This window comes from Enhydrobacter sp., assembly GCF_030246845.1.
Lineage (GTDB): Bacteria > Pseudomonadota > Alphaproteobacteria > Reyranellales > Reyranellaceae > Reyranella.
In genome coordinates, this window is record NZ_CP126889.1 from 4,184,644 (window position 1) to 4,205,306 (window position 20,663).

21 protein-coding genes are annotated in these 20,663 nt (G+C 66.5%); 9 read left to right on the forward strand and 12 right to left on the reverse strand.

The features are described 5' to 3' along the window. Together OJF58_RS20895 and der are read left to right on the forward strand one after the other, a co-directional pair. On the forward strand, nt 1–1,338 hold the full coding sequence (locus OJF58_RS20895; protein WP_300779670.1) for a PQQ-binding-like beta-propeller repeat protein: 1,338 nt from the start codon (nt 1–3) through the stop codon (nt 1,336–1,338). Then, on the forward strand, nt 1,325–2,767 hold the full coding sequence (gene der / locus OJF58_RS20900; protein ID WP_300779672.1) for a ribosome biogenesis GTPase Der: 1,443 nt from the start codon (nt 1,325–1,327) through the stop codon (nt 2,765–2,767). Before OJF58_RS20895 ends, der begins: the two co-directional genes overlap by 14 nt. A gap of 2 nt (nt 2,768–2,769) precedes the next feature. Here the strand turns inward: der and OJF58_RS20905 are convergent, their stop codons facing one another. The 12 genes from OJF58_RS20905 to rpsF form a co-directional block, all read right to left on the reverse strand. Further along, nucleotides 2,770–3,480: an SDR family NAD(P)-dependent oxidoreductase gene (locus tag OJF58_RS20905; protein WP_300779673.1), complete on the reverse strand. Its 711-nt coding sequence runs from the start codon at nt 3,478–3,480 to the stop codon at nt 2,770–2,772. A gap of 4 nt (nt 3,481–3,484) precedes the next feature. Continuing rightward, nucleotides 3,485–4,945, reverse strand: a complete 1,461-nt coding sequence (gene purF, locus OJF58_RS20910; RefSeq protein WP_300779675.1) for an amidophosphoribosyltransferase — start codon at nt 4,943–4,945, stop codon at nt 3,485–3,487. 46 nt (nt 4,946–4,991) lie between these two features. Continuing rightward, nucleotides 4,992–5,597: a CvpA family protein gene (locus OJF58_RS20915; protein WP_300779676.1), complete on the reverse strand. Its 606-nt coding sequence runs from the start codon at nt 5,595–5,597 to the stop codon at nt 4,992–4,994. 37 nt (nt 5,598–5,634) lie between these two features. Beyond that, nucleotides 5,635–7,074 carry a DNA repair protein RadA gene (gene radA, locus OJF58_RS20920; RefSeq protein ID WP_300779677.1) on the reverse strand — a complete coding sequence of 480 codons (1,440 nt, stop codon included), beginning with the start codon at nt 7,072–7,074 and terminating at the stop codon, nt 5,635–5,637. Between the two features lie 94 nt (nt 7,075–7,168). Then, nucleotides 7,169–7,942 carry an ATP-binding cassette domain-containing protein gene (locus OJF58_RS20925; protein ID WP_300779678.1) on the reverse strand — a complete coding sequence of 258 codons (774 nt, stop codon included), beginning with the start codon at nt 7,940–7,942 and terminating at the stop codon, nt 7,169–7,171. Between the two features lie 5 nt (nt 7,943–7,947). Continuing rightward, nucleotides 7,948–8,727 carry an ABC transporter permease gene (locus OJF58_RS20930; RefSeq protein ID WP_300779679.1) on the reverse strand — a complete coding sequence of 260 codons (780 nt, stop codon included), beginning with the start codon at nt 8,725–8,727 and terminating at the stop codon, nt 7,948–7,950. After that, nucleotides 8,724–9,872 carry an alanine racemase gene (gene alr / locus OJF58_RS20935; RefSeq protein WP_300779680.1) on the reverse strand — a complete coding sequence of 383 codons (1,149 nt, stop codon included), beginning with the start codon at nt 9,870–9,872 and terminating at the stop codon, nt 8,724–8,726. The genes OJF58_RS20930 and alr overlap by 4 nt, the downstream gene beginning before the upstream one ends. Before the next feature lie 7 nt (nt 9,873–9,879). Then, nucleotides 9,880–11,409 carry a replicative DNA helicase gene (locus tag OJF58_RS20940; RefSeq protein WP_300779681.1) on the reverse strand — a complete coding sequence of 510 codons (1,530 nt, stop codon included), beginning with the start codon at nt 11,407–11,409 and terminating at the stop codon, nt 9,880–9,882. Between the two features lie 90 nt (nt 11,410–11,499). Next, nucleotides 11,500–12,735 carry a cyclopropane-fatty-acyl-phospholipid synthase family protein gene (locus OJF58_RS20945; protein ID WP_300779682.1) on the reverse strand — a complete coding sequence of 412 codons (1,236 nt, stop codon included), beginning with the start codon at nt 12,733–12,735 and terminating at the stop codon, nt 11,500–11,502. A gap of 228 nt (nt 12,736–12,963) precedes the next feature. Continuing rightward, complete coding sequence (rplI, locus tag OJF58_RS20950; RefSeq protein WP_366526792.1) at nt 12,964–13,602, reverse strand: 50S ribosomal protein L9; 639 nt, start codon at nt 13,600–13,602, stop codon at nt 12,964–12,966. A gap of 10 nt (nt 13,603–13,612) precedes the next feature. Then, nucleotides 13,613–13,846 (reverse strand): 30S ribosomal protein S18, encoded by a 234-nt coding sequence (gene rpsR, locus OJF58_RS20955; protein ID WP_085933286.1) that lies wholly within the window; start codon nt 13,844–13,846, stop codon nt 13,613–13,615. After that, on the reverse strand, nt 13,843–14,295 hold the full coding sequence (gene rpsF, locus OJF58_RS20960; RefSeq protein ID WP_300779685.1) for a 30S ribosomal protein S6: 453 nt from the start codon (nt 14,293–14,295) through the stop codon (nt 13,843–13,845). Before rpsF ends, rpsR begins: the two co-directional genes overlap by 4 nt. Before the next feature lie 267 nt (nt 14,296–14,562). Between rpsF and fabD the strand changes: the two genes are divergently transcribed. From fabD to galU, 7 genes are all read left to right on the forward strand, one after another. After that, the gene (gene fabD / locus OJF58_RS20965) at nt 14,563–15,504 is read left to right on the forward strand and encodes an ACP S-malonyltransferase (protein WP_300779686.1); all 942 of its coding nucleotides are present in this window, start codon (nt 14,563–14,565) and stop codon (nt 15,502–15,504) included. 12 nt (nt 15,505–15,516) lie between these two features. Continuing rightward, nucleotides 15,517–16,254, forward strand: a complete 738-nt coding sequence (gene fabG / locus OJF58_RS20970; RefSeq protein ID WP_300779687.1) for a 3-oxoacyl-[acyl-carrier-protein] reductase — start codon at nt 15,517–15,519, stop codon at nt 16,252–16,254. Between the two features lie 135 nt (nt 16,255–16,389). Beyond that, nucleotides 16,390–16,629, forward strand: a complete 240-nt coding sequence (locus OJF58_RS20975; protein ID WP_300779688.1) for an acyl carrier protein — start codon at nt 16,390–16,392, stop codon at nt 16,627–16,629. Between the two features lie 30 nt (nt 16,630–16,659). Continuing rightward, a complete protein-coding gene (gene fabF / locus OJF58_RS20980; RefSeq protein ID WP_300779689.1) occupies nt 16,660–17,919 on the forward strand; it encodes a beta-ketoacyl-ACP synthase II in 1,260 nt (419 codons plus the stop codon). A 17-nt stretch (nt 17,920–17,936) separates the two neighbouring features. Further along, nucleotides 17,937–18,950: an endolytic transglycosylase MltG gene (mltG, locus tag OJF58_RS20985; protein ID WP_300779690.1), complete on the forward strand. Its 1,014-nt coding sequence runs from the start codon at nt 17,937–17,939 to the stop codon at nt 18,948–18,950. Nucleotides 18,951–18,953: 3 nt separating this feature from the next. Beyond that, nucleotides 18,954–19,658 (forward strand): molecular chaperone DnaJ, encoded by a 705-nt coding sequence (locus OJF58_RS20990; protein ID WP_300779691.1) that lies wholly within the window; start codon nt 18,954–18,956, stop codon nt 19,656–19,658. Nucleotides 19,659–19,787: 129 nt separating this feature from the next. Continuing rightward, entirely contained in the window at nt 19,788–20,663 is an 876-nt protein-coding gene (gene galU / locus OJF58_RS20995) for a UTP--glucose-1-phosphate uridylyltransferase GalU (RefSeq protein WP_300779692.1), read from the forward strand.

The window sequence follows — 20,663 nt, forward strand, 5'->3', positions numbered from 1 at the left end:
ATGTCGACCGTGCTGCGCTTCTGCGATCCTCGAGTCCTTCTCGCCGCCACTCTCCTGTCAGCTTCCCTCACCGGATGCAGCCTGTTCGACAAGAAGGGGCCGCCGCTTCCGGGCGAGCGCATCGCCGTGTTCAACGAACGAAGCGAGGTCGAACCGGATACCGACATGGCCAACGTGCCGGTCGTCCTGCCGGCGCCGGTCGTGAACGATGCCTGGCCGCAGTCGGGCGGCTTTGCCGACTATGCCATGCAGCACCTCGAGATCGATGCGCAACCGCGGATCGTCTGGACGGCCGACATCGGTGCCGGGACGACCTCCGACCGCATCCTCACCACGCCGCCCGTCATCGCCGACGGCAAGGTGTTCGTTAAGGATGCCGAGAGCACCGTATCGGCGTTCCGTGCCGACACGGGGCAGCGGCTTTGGAGCGTGACCCTGAAACCGGAGGATGCGCGCGACGAGGGCGAGTTCGGTGGCGGTCTCACCTGGTATGGCGGACGCCTGTTCGTGACCACGGGCTTCGCCAGCGTGTTCGCCCTCGATCCGAATACCGGCGGCGAGATCTGGCGATCGAAGGAAAGCGCGCCGATCCGCGGCGCGCCGCTTGCCTTCGCCGATCGCGTCTTTGCCATCACGCTCGACGGCAAGCTGCATGCGCTGGCCGCGGTCGACGGCGCCGACCTGTGGTCGTTCACGAGCCTGCAGGAGGTGGCAGGCTATGTCGACGGACCGAGCCCGGCCGGTTTTGGCGACTATGTCGTCGCTCCCTTCAAGTCGGGCGAGCTGGTCGCGTTCCATCCTGCCAACAACCGCTCGATCTGGAACGATTCGCTGGTGGGACGGGGCGCCGAGGCGCGGGCCTTCGGCAATCTCGCCGACATCCGTGGGCGGCCGGTGATCGATCGCGGCCAGGTGTTTGCGATGGGCTCGGCCGGCCAGATCACGTCGATCGACCTCGCCAGCGGGCAGCGGCGGTGGGAGCGCAACTTCGGCGGCAACCAGACACCCTGGGTCGCCGGGCGCTTCCTGTTCGCGATCACCAGCAGGGCCGACGTTGTCGCGATGGATCGCGACAGCGGCAAGGTGAAGTGGGTGACGCCGCTCACGCAGTATTTCGACGAGAAGCGCCAGAAGCTCATTCTCTGGGGCGGCCCGGTGCTGGCGGGTGACCGCCTGCTGGTAACGGGCACGACCGGCGATCTGCTGGCGCTTTCGCCCTACACCGGCGAGGTCATGGGCAAGATCAGCCTCGGCGCCCCGACCCGGCTGGCCCCCGTGATCGCCAACCGGACGATCTATGTCCTGACCGATTCGGGCAGGCTCATTGCGCTTCGCTGAGCACGATCACCGTCCTGACCGGGCAGGGTCCCGGGTCGCCATCGTCGGCCGGCCCAATGTCGGCAAATCGACACTGTTCAATCGCTTGGTCGGACGCCGGCGTGCCATCGTCGATGACACGCCGGGGGTGACGCGCGACGTGCGCGAAGCACCCGCGCAGCTCGGCGATCTCGCCTTTACCCTGCTGGACACGGCAGGATGGGAGACTGCCGGTGGCGAGGCGCTTGAAGCGCGCATGCGCGGCTTCACCGAGCGCGCGGTCGACGCCGCGGACGTGGTCCTGTTCCTGATCGATGCGCGTGCCGGCATCCTGCCGCTCGACGAGGCTTTCGCGAGCTGGCTGCGCAAGCGCGCCGCCAAGGTGATCCTGGTGGCCAACAAGTGCGAGGGCCGCGCCGGGCAGCAGGGCCTGGCCGAGGCGCATGGCCTGGGCCTCGGCGAGCCCATCCCCGTTTCCGCCGAGCACGGCGAGGGGCTGAGCGATCTGCACGAAGCGCTCGCCAAGCACATCGCGCCCATGTCCGAGGAAGGCGCGGAAGAAGAGGCGCCGGACGAGGCGGAGGCCGAGGGCCTGGGCGACGCCGAGCGCGCCGGGCGCCCGCTGCTGCTCGCGATCGTCGGCCGGCCCAATGTCGGGAAGTCGACGCTGCTCAACCGGCTGGTCGGCGAGGAACGCGTGTTGACCGGGCCGGAAGCTGGCATCACCCGCGATGCGATTCGGGTCGAATGGCAGTGGAAAGGCCGGCCGGTGCGCCTGGTCGACACTGCCGGCATGCGCAGACGCAGCCGCATCGAGGCCAGACTGGAGGCTGCATCGGTCGCCGACACGCTCGACACCATTCGCCTGGCCGACGTGGCGGTGGTCGTCCTCGATGCCGCCAACATGGCCGAGAAGCAGGATCTCGCCGTCGCCGGCTGGGTGATCGAGGAGGGCCGTGCACTTGTGATCGCGGTCAACAAGACCGACCTGCTGGCCGATGATCGTAGCGCGGCCGCCAAGGCATGGCGCAGGCTACGCGACCGGCTGGAGGCCTCGTTCGCCCAGGTGAAGGACGTGCCGATCGTAGGCCTCTCGGCGCTGAACGGCCGCGGCGTGGAGAGGCTGATGCCGGCGGTGTTCGGGACCTACGAGGTCTGGAACAGACGGGTGCCGACGCCCAGGCTCAATCGCTGGCTGCGCGAGATGGAGACGCTGCATCCGCCGCCGCTGGCCCACGGCCGCCGCATCCGGCTGCGCTTCATGACGCAGATCAAGACCCGGCCGCCGACCTTCGTGCTGTCGGTGAGCCAGCCCGCGGAGCTGGGGGACGACTACCTGCGCTTCCTGGTCAATCGCCTGCGTGACGATTTCGGCCTGCCTGGCGTTCCGATCCGGTTGACCATGCGCAAGCCGAAAAATCCTTATGTCGGCCGGGCGAAGAAACGGTAGCGCTACACCGCCCGATCGTCCGCCACCCACTCGCCGTTCAGGATGCAGGAAGGGAGCGCCAGCCGGATCAGCACCTCGGCATGGGCCTCGGGCGGCGGCAGGTTCGCCGGATCCTCGCCCGGAAAGGCCTCCCTGCGCATCTTGGTGCGCGTCGGGCCGGGATTGTAGAGATTGGCCCTGACCGGCGTATGGGCGATCTCGGCGGCGTAGACGCGGATCATCATGTCGAGTGCCGCTTTGCTCGCGGCATAGGCGCTCCAGTAGGGCACGATCCGCCGCGAGATGCCCGACGTCACGAAGATCGCACGCCCGGCGTCGGACAGGCGCAGCAGCGGATCGAGGGAACGGATCAGCCGCCAGTTGGCGGTCACGTTCACCGCCATGACGCGTTCGAAGACAGTGGGATCGATATGGCCGATCGGCGAGAGCTGACCCAAGATGCCGGCATTGCCGAGGAGCACGTCGAGCTTGCCGAAGCGCTCGTAGAGCGCGGCGCCCAGCCGGTCGATTCCGGGACTGTCGGTGACGTCGAGCGGCACCAGCGTGGCGTTGCCGCCGGCCGCCTTGATCTGGTCGTCAACGGCTTCCAGCCCGCCCACGGTGCGGGCGACGAGCACGCAATGTGCGCCCTCCCGGGCAAAGGCCAGCGCCGCGGCCGCACCCAAGCCCCGCGACGCGCCGGTCACCAGCGCGATCCGCCCTTGCAGTCTCATCGGCTCACGCCGGTTCGGCGAGGAAGGAGAGCTGGCGATCCTCGTCGGCTTCAGCGAGGTCGTCGAGCGGGATCGGGTAGTCGCCCGTAAAGCAGGCGTCGCAGAACGAGGGGTTGGCGTTGTTGCGTCCGCCGGGCATGCCCATGGCGCGATAGAGGCCGTCGATCGAGATGAAAGCGAGCGAATCGACGCCGATGAACTTCGCCATGCCGGCCACGTCGTAGCGCGAGGCGAGAAGCTTGTCGCGCTCGGGCGTGTCGATGCCGTAGAAGCAGGGATTGGTGGTGGGCGGCGCGGCGATGCGCATATGCACCTCCCGCGCGCCGGCATTGCGCACCATTTCCACGATCTTCATCGACGTCGTGCCGCGCACGATCGAGTCGTCGACCAGCACGACGCGCTTGCCCTCGATATAGGCGCGATTGGCGTTGTGCTTCAGCCGCACACCGAGATGGCGGATGTTGTCCGCCGGCTCGATGAAGGTCCGGCCCACATAGTGGTTGCGGATGATGCCGAGCTCGAACGGGATGCCGGACCGATGGGCATAGCCGATGGCGGCTGGCACGCCCGAATCGGGCACCGGCACGATGACGTCGGCCGGCACGGGGCTTTCCCTGGCGAGCTCCATACCGATCCGCTTGCGCGCCTCGTAGACGCCCACGCCCTCGATCCGGCTGTCGGGCCGGGCGAAGTAGATGTGCTCGAAGACGCAGAAACGGCGCTGATGCCTGGGGAAGGGCTTGATCGAGCGCAGGCCCTGGCCGTCCACGATCACGACCTCGCCGGGCTCCACGTCGCGCACGAAGCGGGCGCCGATGATGTCGAGCGCGCAGCTTTCCGACGTCAGGATCCAGGCGTCCTCCAGCCGCCCGATGCAGAGCGGCCGCACGCCCAGCGGGTCGCGCACGCCGTAAAGCGCTTCACCCGTCAGCATGAGCAGCGAATAGGCACCCTTCACCTTGCCCAGCGCATCGATGATGCGGTCGACCACCGTCGAGTAGGTCGAGCGGGCGATCAGGTGGTTGATCACCTCGGTGTCCGTGGTCGACTGGAACAGGCAGCCCATGCGCACCAGTTCCTTGCGCAGCAGGTAGGCGTTGGTGAGATTGCCGTTATGCGCCAGGGCCAGCCCGCCGAAGTCGAAATCGGCGAAGATCGGCTGGATGTTTCGATCCGACGACCCGCCCGTCGTGGCATAGCGGTTGTGGCCGATCGCCGAATAGCCCTCGAGCTTGGCGATGACCGATTGGGCGCCGAAGATGTCGCCCACGAGGCCGGCTGCGCGGTGATTGTGGAAATGCCGACCGTCGAAGGTGACGATGCCGGAGGCCTCCTGGCCGCGATGCTGCAGGGCATGCAGGCCGAGCGCGGTGTGGGCGGCGGCATCCGCAGTCCCGTAGATGCCGAACAGCGCACATTCCTCGTGGAACTTGTCGAGGTCGTGGTGTGGGCGGGCAGGGGTCACGGCGGCGTTATATCTGGGAGCAACGCGCCGCGCCATCAAGGATAACTTACTGCGACTGATTGTTGTCTGTCGGCGCGGAGTCGGGTGTGGATGGCGTGCTCTGCGGCGAGGGCATTGGCCCCAGATTCGGCATGGAATCGACCGGTTTCTGCTGCAGGCGCGTGCGGAAGCCCGGCGGCAGATAGGGTTCGACGAAATTGGCCATGTCCTTGATCATCGGGAAGGTGGCGCCGCCCTCGACCGGCGGCGGAAGCGCCTTGGGGCCGAGATAGCTGTAGAAAAGGAAGGCGGTGCCCATGACCACCCAGGCGCAGAAGGCGCCGAACCCGGCGCCCAGGATGCGGTCGGGCTTGGCCAGCGGGCCGCCGCGGACCGAGCGGGAGAAGGCGTTGGTCAGCATGACCAGCACGATCAGGGCGCCGACGAAGACCACCAGCATCGAGACGAAGTAGGCGAGCTCGGGATTGGCGACCAGCTGCTGGACCTGGGGCTGGATCAGGTTCGAGAAATGGACCGCGATCCAGCCGGCGGCGACCCACGAGGCGATGAACAGGACCGAATGTGCGAACCCCGAGGACATGCCGATGGCCGCGCCGAAGATCGCGACGGCAATGACGGCGACATCGAACACCGTAAGGCCAAGCTGCTCCATCGCCCCTCTATCCCCTTTGTCTTTGCTCTTCCGTCACCTAGTCGCGCCTGCGTTCCGGGGCGCCGTCGCGCCGCGATCGCTTGAGGGGCCGATCGGCCGGTTGAAAACGTCTCACAAGGTCGGCCAGATGCTCGATTTCGTCAACAACGATGCCCTCGGCCGGTCGCGACGGGACGCCCGCGCCGGTCTGGCTGCGCGGCACCAGCGCGGTGCGAAAGCCGAGCTTCGTCGCCTCGCGCAGCCGCGCCTCGCGCTGGCCGACGGGACGCACCTCGCCGCCGAGGCCGATCTCGCCGAACACCACCATGTCGGGCGGCACCGCCTCGTCGGCGAGCGACGACACGACCGCCGCGGCGACCGCGAGATCGGCTGCTGGCTCGCCGATGCGCAGGCCGCCGGCAACGTTGAGATAGACGTCATTGGCGCCGATGCTGACGCCGCAGCGCGCCTCCAGGACCGCCAGCACCATGGCAAGCCGATTCGAATCCCAGCCGACCACGGCGTGGCGCGGCGTGGCGAAGGATGACGGCGCGACCAAGGCCTGGATCTCCACCAGCACGGGCCGCGTGCCCTCGATGCCGGCGAACACGCAGGCGCCCGAAACCTGTCCGCGCCGCTCGGCCAGGAACAGGGCGGAGGGATTGGCGACATCGGCAAGCCCGCGGTCGGACATCTCGAACACGCCGATCTCGTCCGTCGGGCCGAAGCGATTCTTGACCGTGCGCAGGATGCGGAACTGGTGCCCGCGCTCGCCTTCGAAATAGAGCACCGTGTCGACCATATGCTCGAGCACGCGGGGGCCCGCGATGGCGCCGTCCTTGGTCACGTGGCCCACCAGCAGGACGGCGATACCGCGCCGCTTGGCGAGCTCGACCAGCGCCTGCGCCGAGGCGCGCACCTGGGTGACGGTCCCCGGCGTGCTCTCGACCGTGTCGAGCCACATCGTCTGTATCGAATCGATCACAGCGACCTTTGGCGCGTCGGGGCGCTCGAGCGTGGCGACGATGTCGCGGATCGAGGTGGCAGCGGTTAGCTGGACAGGCGCGTCGTGCAGGCCCAGCCGCTCGGCTCTCAGCCGCACCTGATCGAGCGCCTCCTCGCCCGAGATATAGGCGCAGGCCGTGTGTTGCCTGGCGAGCGCGGCGGCGACCTGCAGCAGCAGGGTCGACTTGCCGATGCCGGGATCGCCGCCGATCAGCAGCGCCGAGCCCACCACCAGACCGCCCCCGCACACGCGATCGAACTCGGCGATGCCGCTCGTGTAGCGCGGGGGCTGCGGCGTCGAGCCGGTGAGACCGGCGAACTCGAGCCGCCTTCCCTTGCCGCCGCGCGACAGGCCGCCGCCGGCCGGTCCCGGAGCGGGGGCCGCTTCCTCCACGATCGTGTTCCATTCGCCGCAGCTCTCGCAGCGGCCACTCCATTTGCTGGTGACGGCGCCGCACGACTGGCAGACGAAGCGCTTCAGCGGCCGGGCCATCCGAGCTCCCAGGCCATGAGCGCCCCTGAAGCGGCGCAATCTTCCTGCTTCGTCCGCAAGGCCCGGCTGCGCGAGCGGCGTGCTCCAGTGATGCTCACAGTTTCCGCACCTGCATCCGGATCGGGCCTTCGGCGCGGCCATGGATGAACTGGTCGACATAGGCGTTGCCGCAATGATCGATCTCGTCGACCGGCCCCTGCCAGATCAGCCGGCCCTCATGGAGCATGGCGATGCGGTGGCCGATCTTGCGGGCGCTGGCCATGTCGTGCGTGATCGAGATCGCGGTGGCGCCGAGATCGCTCACGCATTTCACGATCAGCTCGTTGATCACGTCGGCCATGATCGGATCGAGGCCGGTGGTCGGCTCGTCGAAAAAGATGATCTCCGGCTCGCGGGCGATGGCGCGGGCGAGCGCCACGCGCTTCTGCATGCCGCCCGACAGCTCGGACGGGAAGAGCTCGCCGATCTCCGGCTCCAGGCCGACCGCGCCCAGCTTGGCGACGGCGACCTCGCGCGCCTTGGCCGGCGCCATCCCGTCGCTCTGGATCGGGCCGAAGGCGACGTTCTCCCAGACGCGCAGCGAATCGAACAGCGCGCCACCCTGGAACAGCATGCCGAACTTGCGCATCACCGCCTCGCGCCTGCGGCCATCGAGCCCCGCGGTCTCCTCGCCGTCGATCCTGATCGAGCCGGAGTCGGGCCGCATCAGGCCGATGATGCATTTCAGCAGCACCGACTTGCCGGTGCCGGACCCACCGATCACCACGATCGATTCGCCCTGCGCGACATCGAGGTCGATGCCTCGCAGCACCTTCTTCGGCCCGAAGGCCTTGGTGACGCCGCGCACGGAGATCTTCGGGGAAGCCATTGGCTCTAGCGGGCGAAGAAGGCTTCGGTGATGAAATAGTTGAAGGTGAGGATCAGGATCGAAGCCGAGACGACAGCGTTGGTCGTCGCCATGCCGACGCCCTGGGCGCCCCCCTTCGACGTATAGCCGTGATAGCAGCCCATCAGCGTGATCAGGAAGCCGAATACGGCCGCCTTCACGAGGCCGGAGAACACATCCTGGAACTGCAGGAAGTCGATCGTGTTGCGCAGGTAGGTGATGGCGTTGAAATCGAGCTTGTAGACGCCGACCAGATAGCCGCCCAGCACGCCGATGATGTCTGCGATCAGCACCAGCAGCGGCATCGTCACGATGCCCGCGATCAGGCGCGGCGCCACCAGGTACTTCAAGGGATCGGTCGACAGCGTATCGAGCGCGTCGATCTGCTCGGTGACCCGCATGGTGCCGATCTCGGCGGCCATGGCGGCGCCCACACGACCGGCCACCATCAGGCTGGCCAGCACGGGCCCGAGCTCGCGGGTGAGCGACACCACCACCACGTTGGGGATCGCGCTCTCGGCGGAGAAGCGGGCGAAGCCGGTATAGCTCTGCAACGCCAGCACCATGCCGGTGAAGATGGCCGTCAGCCCGACGACGGGCAGCGAGTAGTAGCCGATCTCCAGCATCTGCCGCGCGATCTGCCGGCGATAGTAGGGCGGCTGCACGGCCCGGCGGATCGCCTCGCCGGCGAAAGTGGTGACGGCTCCGATGCCGGCCAGGAAATCGAGCGTCACGCGACCGAGAAGCGTGATCAGGGGGACGTTCACGGGCCGCTCTCCGATCTGTCGTCGATATAGAGCCGGGCGTAGCGGCGGCCGAGCGCCGTCATGATCTCATAGGCATTGGTGCGGGCATGGTCGGCCAGGTCTTCGGCCGTCGTATGCTCGCCCAGCACCTCGACGGTGGCGCCGGGAAGGCAGGCGGTCTCGGGCACTTCCGTCACGTCGATCGTGACGAGATCCATGGAGATGCGGCCGATCACGGGCACGCGCCGGCCGGCGATGTGCACATGAGCGCGATTGACCAGATTGCGGAAGTAGCCGTCGGCATATCCAAGCGCGATCGTTGCCACGCGGGTCGGCCGGGCGGACCGCCACGCGGCACCGTATCCAACGGTCTGCAGAGCGTCAATCACACGGGTCTGCAGGATGCGCACGTCGAGTCGCACCGTGGACAGCATGGGATTGGGCTGCCCGGGCAGAGGATTGATGCCGTAGAGCGCGGCGCCGGGCCGCAGCAGATCGAAATGATAGTCGGGTCCGAGGAAGATGCCGGACGAGTTGGCGAGCGAGGCGGGGGCGCCCGGCATCGCGCGAACGAAGGTACGGAAGCGCGAAAGCTGCTCGCCGTTGACCGGATTGCCGGGCTCTTCCGACACCACGAGATGACTCATCAGCAGCGCCAGGCGGAGCCCGCGCAGGCGGCCCCGCTCGTTGATCAGCACCTGCGCCTCCTCGGGCCCGAAACCCAGGCGGTGCATGCCGGTATCGATATGGATCACGGCGTCGAGCGCGCGGTTGTAGCGCTGGGCGGCGGCGCGCCAGGCATTGAGCTGGCCGAGCTCGTTCAGCACCGGCGTGAGGCCGTGCTCCACGAAGTCGGGCTCCGTGTTGGCCAGCAGGCCGTTCAAGACGTAGATCGGCGCGTCCGGCACCACGGCGCGGAGCGCGATGCCCTCCTCGATATGGGCAACGAAGAAATGACGGCAGCCTTCGGCGGCGAGCCGCGGCCCCACGATCGCGGCGCCCGTGCCGTAGGCATCGGCCTTGAGCACCGCAGCGCATTCCACCGGATGGCCGACGGCGCGGCCGGCATCGCGCAGGCCACGCCAGTTGGCGGCGATCGCCGCCAGATCGACGGTCAAAATCGCGCCCGCCCGGCGCGTCGCGTCGGAGTCGAAGGAGGCAGACACCGACGACCTAGAAGGCCGGTGCACCCGACCGATCGTCGTCGGCCGGCAGATTGCCGAACTTGGTGAACTGGCCCTCGAAAGCCAGTCTCACGATGCCCGTCGGGCCGTGGCGCTGCTTGGCGACGATCACCTCGGCCTTGCCGTACTGCTGCTCGCAGCGCTGTCGCCACGCATCGTGCCGCTCGTTGAAGCGCTGATCGCTCTCCTCGGCGCGCCGCTGGGGTTCGTCGCGCATCAGGTAGTATTCGTCGCGATAGATGAACATGACGACGTCGGCGTCCTGCTCGATCGAGCCCGATTCGCGCAGGTCGGCGAGCTGCGGACGCTTGTCCTCGCGCTGCTCGACGGCGCGGCTGAGCTGGGAGAGCGCCAGAACGGGCACATCGAGCTCCTTGGCGAGCGTCTTGAGGCCACGCGTGATCTCCGACACTTCCTGCACGCGGTTCTCCTGACGCGTCCGGCCCGAAGGCGCCAGCAATTGCAGGTAGTCGACGATCAGGAGCCCCAGGCCGTGCATGCGCTTTAGCCGGCGGGCGCGCGTGCGCAGGGCGGCGATCGACAGGGCAGGCGTATCGTCGATGAAAAAGTTCAGATGCTCGAGTTCATTGGCCACCGACAGGACCTTGTCGAAATCCGCACTGATGAGCTCGCCCTTGCGGATCTTCTCGGAAGGGATCTCGGCCTGCTCGGAGATCATGCGGGTGGCAAGTTGCTCGGCCGACATCTCGAGCGAGAAGAAGCCGACCACCGCGCCATCCACCGCCTTCGCGCGCCCGTTCGCGTCGTGCTCCTCGCGGTAGGCCCTGGCGGCGTTGAAGCCGATATTGGTCGCCAACGAGCTTTTGCCCATGGCCGGCCGACCGGCGAGGATGATCAGGTCGGACTTGTGCAGACCGCCCAGGAGCTGGTCGAGCTGGAAAAGGCCGGTCGCCACACCGGTGAGCTGGCCGGCCCGGTGATAGGCGGCCTCTGCCGCCACCATCGCCTCGGTCAGCGAAGCGCGAAACGGTTTGAAGCCGCCTTCGATCTGACCGACGCTCGCAAGGTCGTAGAGCTGCTTCTCCGCCGTCTCGATCTGCTCCATCGCGCTTTCTTCGAGCGTCGGCTTGAAGGCGCCGTTCACCACATCGTGCCCGAGGGCGATGAGCTGGCGGCGGAGATAGAGGTCGTGGATCACGCGGCCGTACTGCTCGGCGTCGATGACGTGCACCGAGGCAGCGGCGAGATTCGCCAGATATTCGGCGCCGCCCGCCTCCTTCATGGCCTCGTCCTGCTCGAGGTAGGTCTTGAGCGTGATCACGCTCACGACCTGTCCCTTCTCGATCAGGCGAGCGATGTCGTCGTAGAGCTTGCCGTGCAGGGCGTTGGCGAAGTGCTCGCCCTTCAGGAACTCGCCGACTCGATGGTAGGCCGCATTGTTGACGAGGATCGATCCCAACAGCGCCTGCTCCGCCTCGAGATTCTCCGGCGGCAGGCGGATGTGCGGTTCTTCGACGCCCGGGAGGAGGGCGACTTTTCGATCTTGCTTGGGCTCCATGGAAGAGCCTTTGCCATTAGAGAGGGGCAAACTCTAGACAGAAACGCGCTTGGCCGCCACTGCCTGCCCACAGGTGGAAAAAAGCGGGGTTTACTCGGCCGCCATCGAGTGAGCGGTAGCCCTGCGCTCCGTATCCACCATATAGTCGCGGGTCAGCGGCACGGCATCCAGCTTCCGGGCGATCTGGATCTGGAAGACCATCTGGTTCATGTACCGGAACGCCACTTCGCAGCCGGCGAGATAGAACTCCCACATGCGGCAGAAGCGCTCGTCGTAGCCGGCCATCTGCTTGATGCGTTCACGATTGGCGTTGAAACGGGTGCGCCATTGGCGAAGCGTTCCCGCATAGTGCAGGCGCAGGACCTCGATATCGGTCACCCAGAGCCCGACCTTCTCGATCGCCGTCAGCACCTCCGACAGGGCGGGCGTGTAGCCGCCGGGAAAGATGTACTTCTTGAGCCAGGTATTCGTGCCGCCGGGCGGCTCCATGCGGCCGATGGCGTGCAGCAGCATCACGCCGTCCTCCTTGAGGAGGCTCTTCACCTTGCGGAAGTACTCGATGTAGTGGGCGACGCCCACATGCTCGAACATGCCGACGGAGACGATGCGATCATAGCGTCCGTCCTCCTGGCGATAGTCCAGCAGCTTGAACCGCACACGATCGGCGAGACCGCCTTCGAGGGCGCGTCGGCTCGATACGGCGAGCTGTTCCTTCGAGAGGGTCACGCCGGTGACGTCGACGCCGAACTGCTGGCTGAGGAAGAGTGCCATGCCGCCCCAGCCCGATCCGATGTCGAGCACGTTCTGGCCGGGTTTCAGAAGCAGCTTGGCCGCGATATGGCCCTTCTTGTCGAGCTGGGCCTGCTCGAGCGGCTCCTCGCCGGTTCTGAAGTAGGCACATGAATACTGACGGTCGCGGTCGAGGAAGAAGTCGTAGAGCTGATCCTTCAGGTCGTAGTGATGGGCGACGTTGCGCTCTGCCGTCCCGATGGGGTTGTACTGCTCGAGGACGCGTACGAGGCGCTGGAAACCGTACGACCAGCGAATGAACGGCGTCGTCTCAAGCGAGGCCATGTTGCGTCCCAGAAGGTCGAGCAGGTCGTAGATGCCGCCGCCCTCGACCGTCAGCTTGCCTTCCATGAAGGCCTCGCCGAAGGCAAGGCGCGGCCGCAGCAGCAACCGGAGCCCGGTCCAGCGATCGTGCACCCGCATCGTGACCTCGGGACCCGGCCGCCCGCCCCGGATGCGATGCGAGCGACCCGCCGCATCGATGATCGTCAGTTGGCCTTCCCCCAGTACACGGGAAAGAACCTTGGCTAACAGCATCGTGGGACCACCTCACAAATTCGCGAAAAGCGTCGATTCCTGTCGAATCGCCACCTTGTCGCCGCAAATGTTAATCCCATCGCCCTTTTCAATGCAAAGGCCTCTCGAAAGAAAATTGCTCAGCCTGTCGTCAGGTTCCTCCAGGACAAAATAAAACGCCTGCCGTCGCGGGCGTGCGACGGCAGGCGCATCTCGGTGCGGAGAAAAGCGACCGGCTGGTCTGCTCGCCTACTTCTCCTGGTCCTTCGCTTCCTCCTCGCCGGTCGATCCCTCGGCCGCCTCGCCCTCGGTGGGCTTGGCTTCGAACAGTGCGGCCGCCTGCTCGGCCGCGCGCTGGGCGGCCTCCGCCGCCTCGAGCGCGGCGCGCTCGGTCTCGGCCACCAGCGTGCCGCCCTTGGCGAGGAAATCGGCCTCGTCGGGAGAGCGCGCGACCAGCGCCATGATCTCGACCGTGACCTCCGGATGGAGATGGACCTTGATCGCATGGGCGCCCAGCGCCTTGATCGGCTTGTCGAGCTCGACCTGGCCGCGGGCGATCTTCACGCCTGCGGCATTTGCCGCCTCGGCGATATCGCGCGAGGTGACCGAGCCATAGAGCTGCAGCGCCTCCGACGCCTGGCGGATCAGCGTGACCTTGAGGTCCTTCATCTTTGCCGCTGCCGCCTCGGCCTCGGCCCGGCGCTCCAGGTTCTGGGCCTCGAGGACCTTACGCTGCGATTCGAAGTAGGCGATGTTGTCCTTGGTGGCGCGCAAGGCCTTCTTCTGCGGCAGGAGGAAATTGCGGGCAAAGCCGGGCTTCACCTTCACAACATCGCCCATCTGACCGAGCTTGGGCACGCGCTCCAGCAGGATGACGTTCATCGGCATGATGCGCTCCTCAGGAGATCACGTAAGGCAGGAGCGCCAGGAAGCGGGCGCGCTTGATCGCCTGGGCAAGCTCGCGCTGCTTCTTGGACGAGACCGCGGAGATGCGGCTCGGCACGATCTTGCCGCGCTCGGAAATGAAGCGCTGCAGGAGCCGCACGTCCTTGTAGTCGATCTTTGGGGCGTTGGCGCCGGAGAAGGGGCAGCTCTTGCGCCGGCGCGTGAAGGGTCGACGTTGGGCGCTCATTCTTCGTCTCCCGTCGTGGCGGTGGCCGCAGCACTGTCGTCGCCGAAGCGCGGACGCTCGCGCCGGGCCGGCCGGTCGCCCCAGCCGCCGCGGTCGCGATCGCCCGATGGCCGGTCCGATTTCTCGCTGGCCCGTTGCATGACGGCCGACGGGCCTTCCTCCAGCTCGTCGACGCGAACGGTCAGGTAGCGAAGAATGTCCTCGTTGATCGACATCGTGCGCTCCAGCTCCTTCACCGCGGCGGGCGGCGCATCGATGTTCAGCAGGGTGTAGTGACCCTTGCGATTCTTCTTGATCCGGTAGGTGAGCGAGCGCAGGCCCCAATATTCCTTCTTGGAGACGGTGCCGCCCTGGTTCGCGATCAGCTCCGCGAACTGGTTGGTGAGGGCCTCCACCTGCGTCGCCGGCACGTCCTGGCGCGCGATGAAGACATTTTCGTAGAGTGCCAACTGAAGCTCCTTATGGCTGTTAGCGACCCGGCGTTCGTCGCGGCCCGCAAGGGTCCGACCGGCAACCGCCCGGATCTAGCCGGCCCCTTCCCCGGACAGATTTGCCCCGGATCGGGTCGGCAAGGAGACGGGGCCGACTTAGGCCCCGAAGTGCGGGCGGTTATACAGGCAAATTCCCCTGAATCAAGCCGTTCCGGGCACCGTCCGAGTGAGGTATAGGGACGCCGCTTTGGGGCCGAGGACAAGGCCAGGACGGGGGGAAACCTGATGAGTCGCGCTTTTGTGTTTCCGGGACAGGGATCCCAGGCCGTCGGCATGGGGGTCGATCTTGCCGGGGCCTTCTCGACCGCACGGGACGTGTTCGGGGAGGTCGACGAGGCCCTGAAGCAGAACCTGTCCAGGCTCATGCGCGAAGGGCCCGAGGCCGATCTCGTCCTGACCGAGAATGCCCAGCCCGCCCTGATGGCCGTGAGCATGGCCGTGATCCGGATTCTGGACGCGGATGGCGGCAAGCCTCTGGCCACACTTGCATCCCATGTCGCGGGGCATTCGCTCGGCGAATATTCGGCGCTCGCCGCCGCGGGCGCGCTGAAGCTTGCCGATGCGGCGTGTCTTCTCAAACTGCGCGGCCAGGCGATGCAGAAAGCGGTGCCGGTGGGCGAGGGAGCAATGGCGGCCCTTCTCGGGATCGACCTCGAGCCGGCACAGCAGGCATGCGAGGAAGCGGCACAGGGCGAAGTCGTCGCCGTGGCCAATGACAATGGCGGGGGTCAGGTCGTCGTGAGCGGCCACAAGGCGGCGGTGGAGCGCGCGATCGAGGCAGCCAAGGCCAGAGGATGCAAGCGCGGCATGCTCCTGCCGGTCAGCGCTCCCTTCCATTGCCCGCTGATGCAGCCCGCCGCCGATGCGATGCGGGAGGCGCTGGAGAAGGTGGAACTCGCGACGCCGAGGGTGCCGCTGGTCGCCAACGTTCTGGCGTCCGAGATCACCAATCCCGAGGAGATCAAGCGGCGTCTCGTCGAGCAGGTGACCGGGCTGGTGCGCTGGCGGGAAAGCGTGCAGTACATGCGCTCACAGGCAGTCGATGTGCTCGTGGAGTGCGGCTCGGGCAAGGTGCTGTCGGGACTGGTGAGGCGGATCGACAAGGACATGACGGGGCTGGCGTTGAATACGCCGGCCGACATCGAAGCCTTCCTGAAAACCGTGTGAGGAGTGGAACGCATGTTCGATCTCGACGGCAAGGCGGCTCTGGTCACTGGAGCGTCGGGCGGAATCGGCGGGGCCATCGCGCGTGCGCTTCACGCGCAGGGCGCGACCGTGACGCTGTCGGGCACCCGGGCAGACGCTCTGGAGCAGCTCAGGGGAATGCTGGGCGAGCGTGCCCACGCCATCGCCGCGCGGATGGACGACCCGGGCGATATCGAGCGGCTCGCCAAGGAAGCGGAAGCGGCGATGGGCAAAGTCGACATCCTTGTGAACAACGCCGGCATCACGCGCGACAACATCTCCATGCGCATGAAGGACGAGGAATGGGAGAAGGTGCTCCAGGTCAATCTCACCGGCACTTTCAGGCTCACGCGCGCGGCGATTCGGGGCATGATGAGGCGACGCGCCGGCCGTGTGATCAACATCACCTCTGTCGTCGGCGTCATCGGCAATCCAGGCCAGGCCAACTATGCGGCGGCCAAGGCCGGGCTGATCGGCATGTCGAAGTCGCTCGCCCAAGAACTCGCCTCCCGGGGCGTCACCGTCAACTGCGTGGCACCCGGCTTCATTGCCACGCCCATGACGGATGTCCTGACCGAGGAGCAGAAGGCGATCATCCTCGGCCGGGTGCCGGCAGGCCGCCTCGGCACGCCCGCCGAGATCGCCGCCGCCGTGGTCTTTCTGGCCAGCGACGAGGCCGCCTACGTCACCGGGCAGACCCTGCATATCAACGGCGGCATGGCGATGATCTGAGGGGGAGTCGGGCACAAGTGCCTGATTCTGTGGGCTTTCCGGCGCTAGCCTTGGCCGGGGAGCTATGTTAGGAGAGCCGGAATTCGTCGTCCCCTTCGGCGAGCCGGGATTCGAAGAACACGGAAGGACAATAAAATGAGCGATATTGCCGAGCGCGTTAAGAAGATCGTCGTGGAGCATCTCGGGGTCGAAGCGGCCCAGGTGAAGGATGACGCCAAGTTCATCGACGATCTCGGCGCCGACAGCCTCGACACGGTCGAGCTGGTGATGGCGTTCGAGGAGGAATTCGGCATCGAGATTCCCGACGACGCCGCCGAGAAGATCCAGACGGTCGGCGACGCGATCGGCTTCATCAAGAGCAACGCCAAGTCCTGACCAGCGCCGGTTCCCGCGGAAGGAAGGCGAATGACGAGGCGGGTTGTCGTAACCGGCATGGGGATGGTGACGCCGTTGGGAGACGGCGTCGATGCAAATTGGCGCCGCCTGCTGGCGGCTGAGTCGGGCATCCGCGCGATCCAGGCGTTCGATACCGCCGATCTTGCGACCAAGATCGCAGGCGAAGTGCCGGTCGGCGATTGGGCCAACGGTCACTTCGATGCAGACCGCTACATGTCCCCGAAGGACCAGCGGAAAGTCGACAGATTCATCATCTTCGCCATGGCCGCCGCCAAGCAGGCGGTCGAGGATTCCGGCTGGAAGCCGCAGGACGACGAGGGGCGCAATCGCACCGGCGTCATGATCGGCGGCGGCATCGGCGGCCTGCAGACGATCTACGAGACCTCGCTCATCCTCAAGGAGCGCGGCCCGCGACGCGTCAGCCCGTTCTTCATTCCGTCGGCCCTGATCAACCTCGCGTCGGGCCAGGTCTCGATCGAGTTCGGCTTCCGCGGCCCCAATCATTCTGTCGTCACGGCATGCGCCACCGGCGCCCATGCGATCGGCGACGCCGCGCGACTGATACAGTTCGACGATGCCGACGTGATGGTGGCCGGTGGATCGGAAGCCGCCATCTGCCGCCTCGGCATTGCCGGCTTCAATGCCTGCAAGGCGCTTTCGACCGATTTCAACGACACCCCGACCAAGGCCTCGCGGCCGTGGGACAAGCGGCGCGACGGCTTCGTGATGGGCGAGGGCGCTGGCTGCGTGATCCTGGAAGAGTACGAGCACGCCAAGAAGCGGGGTGCGAGGATCTACGCCGAGATCGTAGGCTACGGCCTGTCGGGCGACGCCTATCACATCACGGCACCGTCGGAGGACGGAGACGGCGCCCAGCGCGCGATGAAGGCAGCGCTGAAGCGCGGTCGCCTCAACACCGATCAGATCGACTACGTGAATGCGCACGGCACCTCGACCATGGCCGACGTGATCGAGCTCGGCGCGGTCAAGAAGACCTTCGGCAACGATGCCTACAAGCTCTCGATGTCGTCGACCAAGTCGGCGACGGGGCATCTGCTCGGCGCCGCCGGCGCCATCGAGGCGATCTACTCGATCAAGTCGATCATTGACCAGGCCGTGCCGCCGACGCTCAATCTCGACGAGCCCGACGACGGCTGTGACATCGATCTCGTGCCCAAGCAGGCGAAGCAGCGCAAAGTCCGATATGCGCTCAGCAACTCGTTTGGCTTCGGCGGCACCAATGCCTGCCTGATCGTCGGCGCCATCTAGTCCTCGGAGGCTGGGTCATGCTCAGCTTTTTCCGCTGGGTCCTGTTCTTTATCGCCCTGTTCTTGACCGTGATCGGCGGCGCGCTTTTTTTCGGCCATGAGATGCTCGTCGCGCAAGGGCCGCTGGAGACGACGAAACGCATCGTGATCCCGCGCGGTGCAGGGCCTGCGACCATGGCGAGAGTGCTGCATCAGGAGGGCGTGATCGCCCACCCGCTGCTGTTTCGCGTGGCGCTGATGATCGATTCGGAGCCCAAGCCCATCAAGGCCGGCGAATACGAGGTGCCCGCCCATACATCGATGCAGGGCCTCGTCGAGTTGCTGCAGGCGGGCAAGCTGGTGCAGCGCCGGCTGACCGTTCCCGAAGGAATGACCACGGCCGAGATCCTCGATCTCGTGCGCAAGGCGGAAGCGCTGACCGGCGAGATCACAGTGGATGTGAAGGAGGGCGATCTTCTTCCCGAGACATACTTCTATTCGCGTGACGACACGCGCGACGGCCTGCTGCTGCGCATGAAGGAAGCGATGGAGAAGACGCTCGACGAGGCCTGGCGCAAACGCACGCCGGGCCTGCCGCTCGCCAATCGCCGCCAGGCCCTGATCCTGGCGTCGATGGTCGAGAAGGAAACCGCCGTGCCTGCCGAACGAAGCAGGATCGCCGCGGTCTTCCTCAACCGCCTGCGGCTCAAGATGAAGCTCGAAAGCGATCCGACGACGATCTACGGCCTGACCGACGGCAAGAAATCGTTCGATCGCGAGCTCACCAAGGCGGATCTGCAGTCGCAGTCGCCTTACAATACCTACGTCGTCACGGGACTGCCGCCTGGTCCGATCTGCAACCCGGGGCGAGCGTCGATCTTGGCGGTGACCCATCCCGCGCACGACCGGTCGCTCTATTTCGTCGCCGACGGGCAGGGCGGCCACGTCTTTGCACGCACCGTCGCCGAACACAACCGCAACGTCGAGCGCTGGAAGGCGATCCAGCGCGAGCGCCAGGAGCAGGCTACCCCGCCGACGGCCGGCAAGCCGTGAGCCATGCTGGCCCTGTTCCTCGCCCTTGGCGTGCTGGCGGCCATGGCGCTGGGGATCGGCTGGTTCCTTCGCGCCAATCCCTTGACCGTGGCGCGCAATTTGCGGCGCCTGCTTCTTGTACTCGGCATCGTTGCGGCGGGGATGGCGCTGGTGTTCTCGGTCCGGTTCCTGCCCGAAGTCCTGCCCGAGCTGCTCGGGCTCGTCGGCCTTGTCGGTGCCGCGCTCCTCCCCCGGCTGCTGCGGCATCGGCCATCCGACGGCTTCAGCTCACCGGGCGGCCGACAGCGGACCGAAGTGCGCACCGCGTTCCTGCGCGCCTGGATCGACCATGGAACCGGCGAGGTCGGCGGGGCGGTGCTGGCGGGCCGATGCGCCGGCCGGACGCTCGATAGTCTGTCCGACAGCGAGCTTCTCGAGGTGCGGATCGAAGCAGCGTCGGATGCGGACTCCATGCGTGTTCTCGAAGCCTATCTCGACCGACGCCTGGGGCCAGGCTGGCGCGGCGCGCAGCAGCAATCGCCGAAGGCTGGTCGAGCCGACATGACACGCGACGAGGCGCTTGCCGTTCTCGGCCTCGCCGAAGGCGCCACGGCGGACGAAATACGCGCGGCCCATCGCCGCCTCATCCAGAGAGTGCATCCGGACGTCGGCGGCAGCGCCGATCTTGCCGCCCGCATCAACCGCGCCAAGGATATCCTTCTTGGGTAAGCACTCAGGCTAAGCACCTTGCCCGCCTGCCCCGGCTGTGGCATCAACCGCCGCGCCCCATCCTCAGGGCGATACGTGGCAAATCATTGATCCTGCTTGAAAATATAACGCTGGATGAGGTCGACGAGCATGGCGCAGCGCGTCCGTAAAGCCGTTCTGCCGGTCGCCGGATTGGGCACCCGCTTCCTGCCTGCGACCAAGGCGATGCCCAAGGAGATGCTGACGGTCGTCGATCGTCCCCTGATCCAGTACGCGATCGAGGAATGCCTGGCGGCAGGCATCGACGAGTTCGTGTTCGTCACCGGCCGCAACAAAGGGGCACTCGAGGACCATTTCGACCATGCCTACGAGCTAGAGGCGACGCTCGAGCAACGGCGCAAGGCAGCCGAGCTGAAGCAGACCCAGGCCGCCACGATCAAGCCCGGCAATGCCGTCTTCACCCGACAACAGAAACCGCTCGGCCTCGGTCATGCCGTCTGGTGTGCCAGGCATTGGATCGGCAACGAGCCGTTCGCCGTGCTTCTGCCCGACGAGCTGATGGTGAGCTCGCCCACCTGCACGGCCCAGCTTGTCGCCGCGCATGAAAAGACCGGTGGCAACATTGTCGCCGTGATGGATGTGCCGCGCGAGCAGACCAAGAGCTACGGCATCGTGGCGGTCAAGGAAGAGAGGGATGGGCTCGCCGAGATGACTGCCATCATCGAGAAGCCGAGGCCGGAGGATGCGCCTTCGACGCTCGCCTGGATCGGCCGCAGCATCGTGCTGCCGGAAGTGTTCGGCCATCTCGACAGACACGAGACCGGCGCCGGCGGCGAGATCCAGCTGACCGACGCCATGGCCAAGATGATCGGCAGCACGCCTTTTCATGCCATGCGCTACACCGGCGGTCGCTACGATTGTGGCAACCGGCTGGGCTTCCTCGAGGCAAACGTCGCCGTGGCGCTGCACCGTTCCGACACTTCCGCCGAGACGCGGGCATTGCTCGCGCGTCTGCTGAAAGGCTGA

Excerpts from the sequence above, each read along its gene's own strand:
- OJF58_RS20895 (WP_300779670.1), top strand. The coding sequence starts at position 1 with ATGTCGACCGTGCTGCGCTTCTGCGATCCTCGAGTCCTTCTCGCCGCC.
- OJF58_RS20990 (WP_300779691.1), top strand. The coding sequence starts at position 18,954 with ATGCTGGCCCTGTTCCTCGCCCTTGGCGTGCTGGCGGCCATGGCGCTG.
- rpsR (WP_085933286.1), bottom strand. The coding sequence starts at position 13,846 with ATGAGCGCCCAACGTCGACCCTTCACGCGCCGGCGCAAGAGCTGCCCC.
- OJF58_RS20940 (WP_300779681.1), bottom strand. The coding sequence starts at position 11,409 with ATGGAGCCCAAGCAAGATCGAAAAGTCGCCCTCCTCCCGGGCGTCGAA.
- OJF58_RS20925 (WP_300779678.1), bottom strand. The coding sequence starts at position 7,942 with ATGGCTTCCCCGAAGATCTCCGTGCGCGGCGTCACCAAGGCCTTCGGG.
- fabF (WP_300779689.1), top strand. The coding sequence starts at position 16,660 with ATGACGAGGCGGGTTGTCGTAACCGGCATGGGGATGGTGACGCCGTTG.
- OJF58_RS20915 (WP_300779676.1), bottom strand. The coding sequence starts at position 5,597 with ATGGAGCAGCTTGGCCTTACGGTGTTCGATGTCGCCGTCATTGCCGTC.
- rplI (WP_366526792.1), bottom strand. The coding sequence starts at position 13,602 with ATGCCGATGAACGTCATCCTGCTGGAGCGCGTGCCCAAGCTCGGTCAG.
- OJF58_RS20975 (WP_300779688.1), top strand. The coding sequence starts at position 16,390 with ATGAGCGATATTGCCGAGCGCGTTAAGAAGATCGTCGTGGAGCATCTC.
- radA (WP_300779677.1), bottom strand. The coding sequence starts at position 7,074 with ATGGCCCGGCCGCTGAAGCGCTTCGTCTGCCAGTCGTGCGGCGCCGTC.
- OJF58_RS20905 (WP_300779673.1), bottom strand. The coding sequence starts at position 3,480 with ATGAGACTGCAAGGGCGGATCGCGCTGGTGACCGGCGCGTCGCGGGGC.
- fabD (WP_300779686.1), top strand. The coding sequence starts at position 14,563 with ATGAGTCGCGCTTTTGTGTTTCCGGGACAGGGATCCCAGGCCGTCGGC.
- galU (WP_300779692.1), top strand. The coding sequence starts at position 19,788 with ATGGCGCAGCGCGTCCGTAAAGCCGTTCTGCCGGTCGCCGGATTGGGC.
- fabG (WP_300779687.1), top strand. The coding sequence starts at position 15,517 with ATGTTCGATCTCGACGGCAAGGCGGCTCTGGTCACTGGAGCGTCGGGC.
- OJF58_RS20945 (WP_300779682.1), bottom strand. The coding sequence starts at position 12,735 with ATGCTGTTAGCCAAGGTTCTTTCCCGTGTACTGGGGGAAGGCCAACTG.
- mltG (WP_300779690.1), top strand. The coding sequence starts at position 17,937 with ATGCTCAGCTTTTTCCGCTGGGTCCTGTTCTTTATCGCCCTGTTCTTG.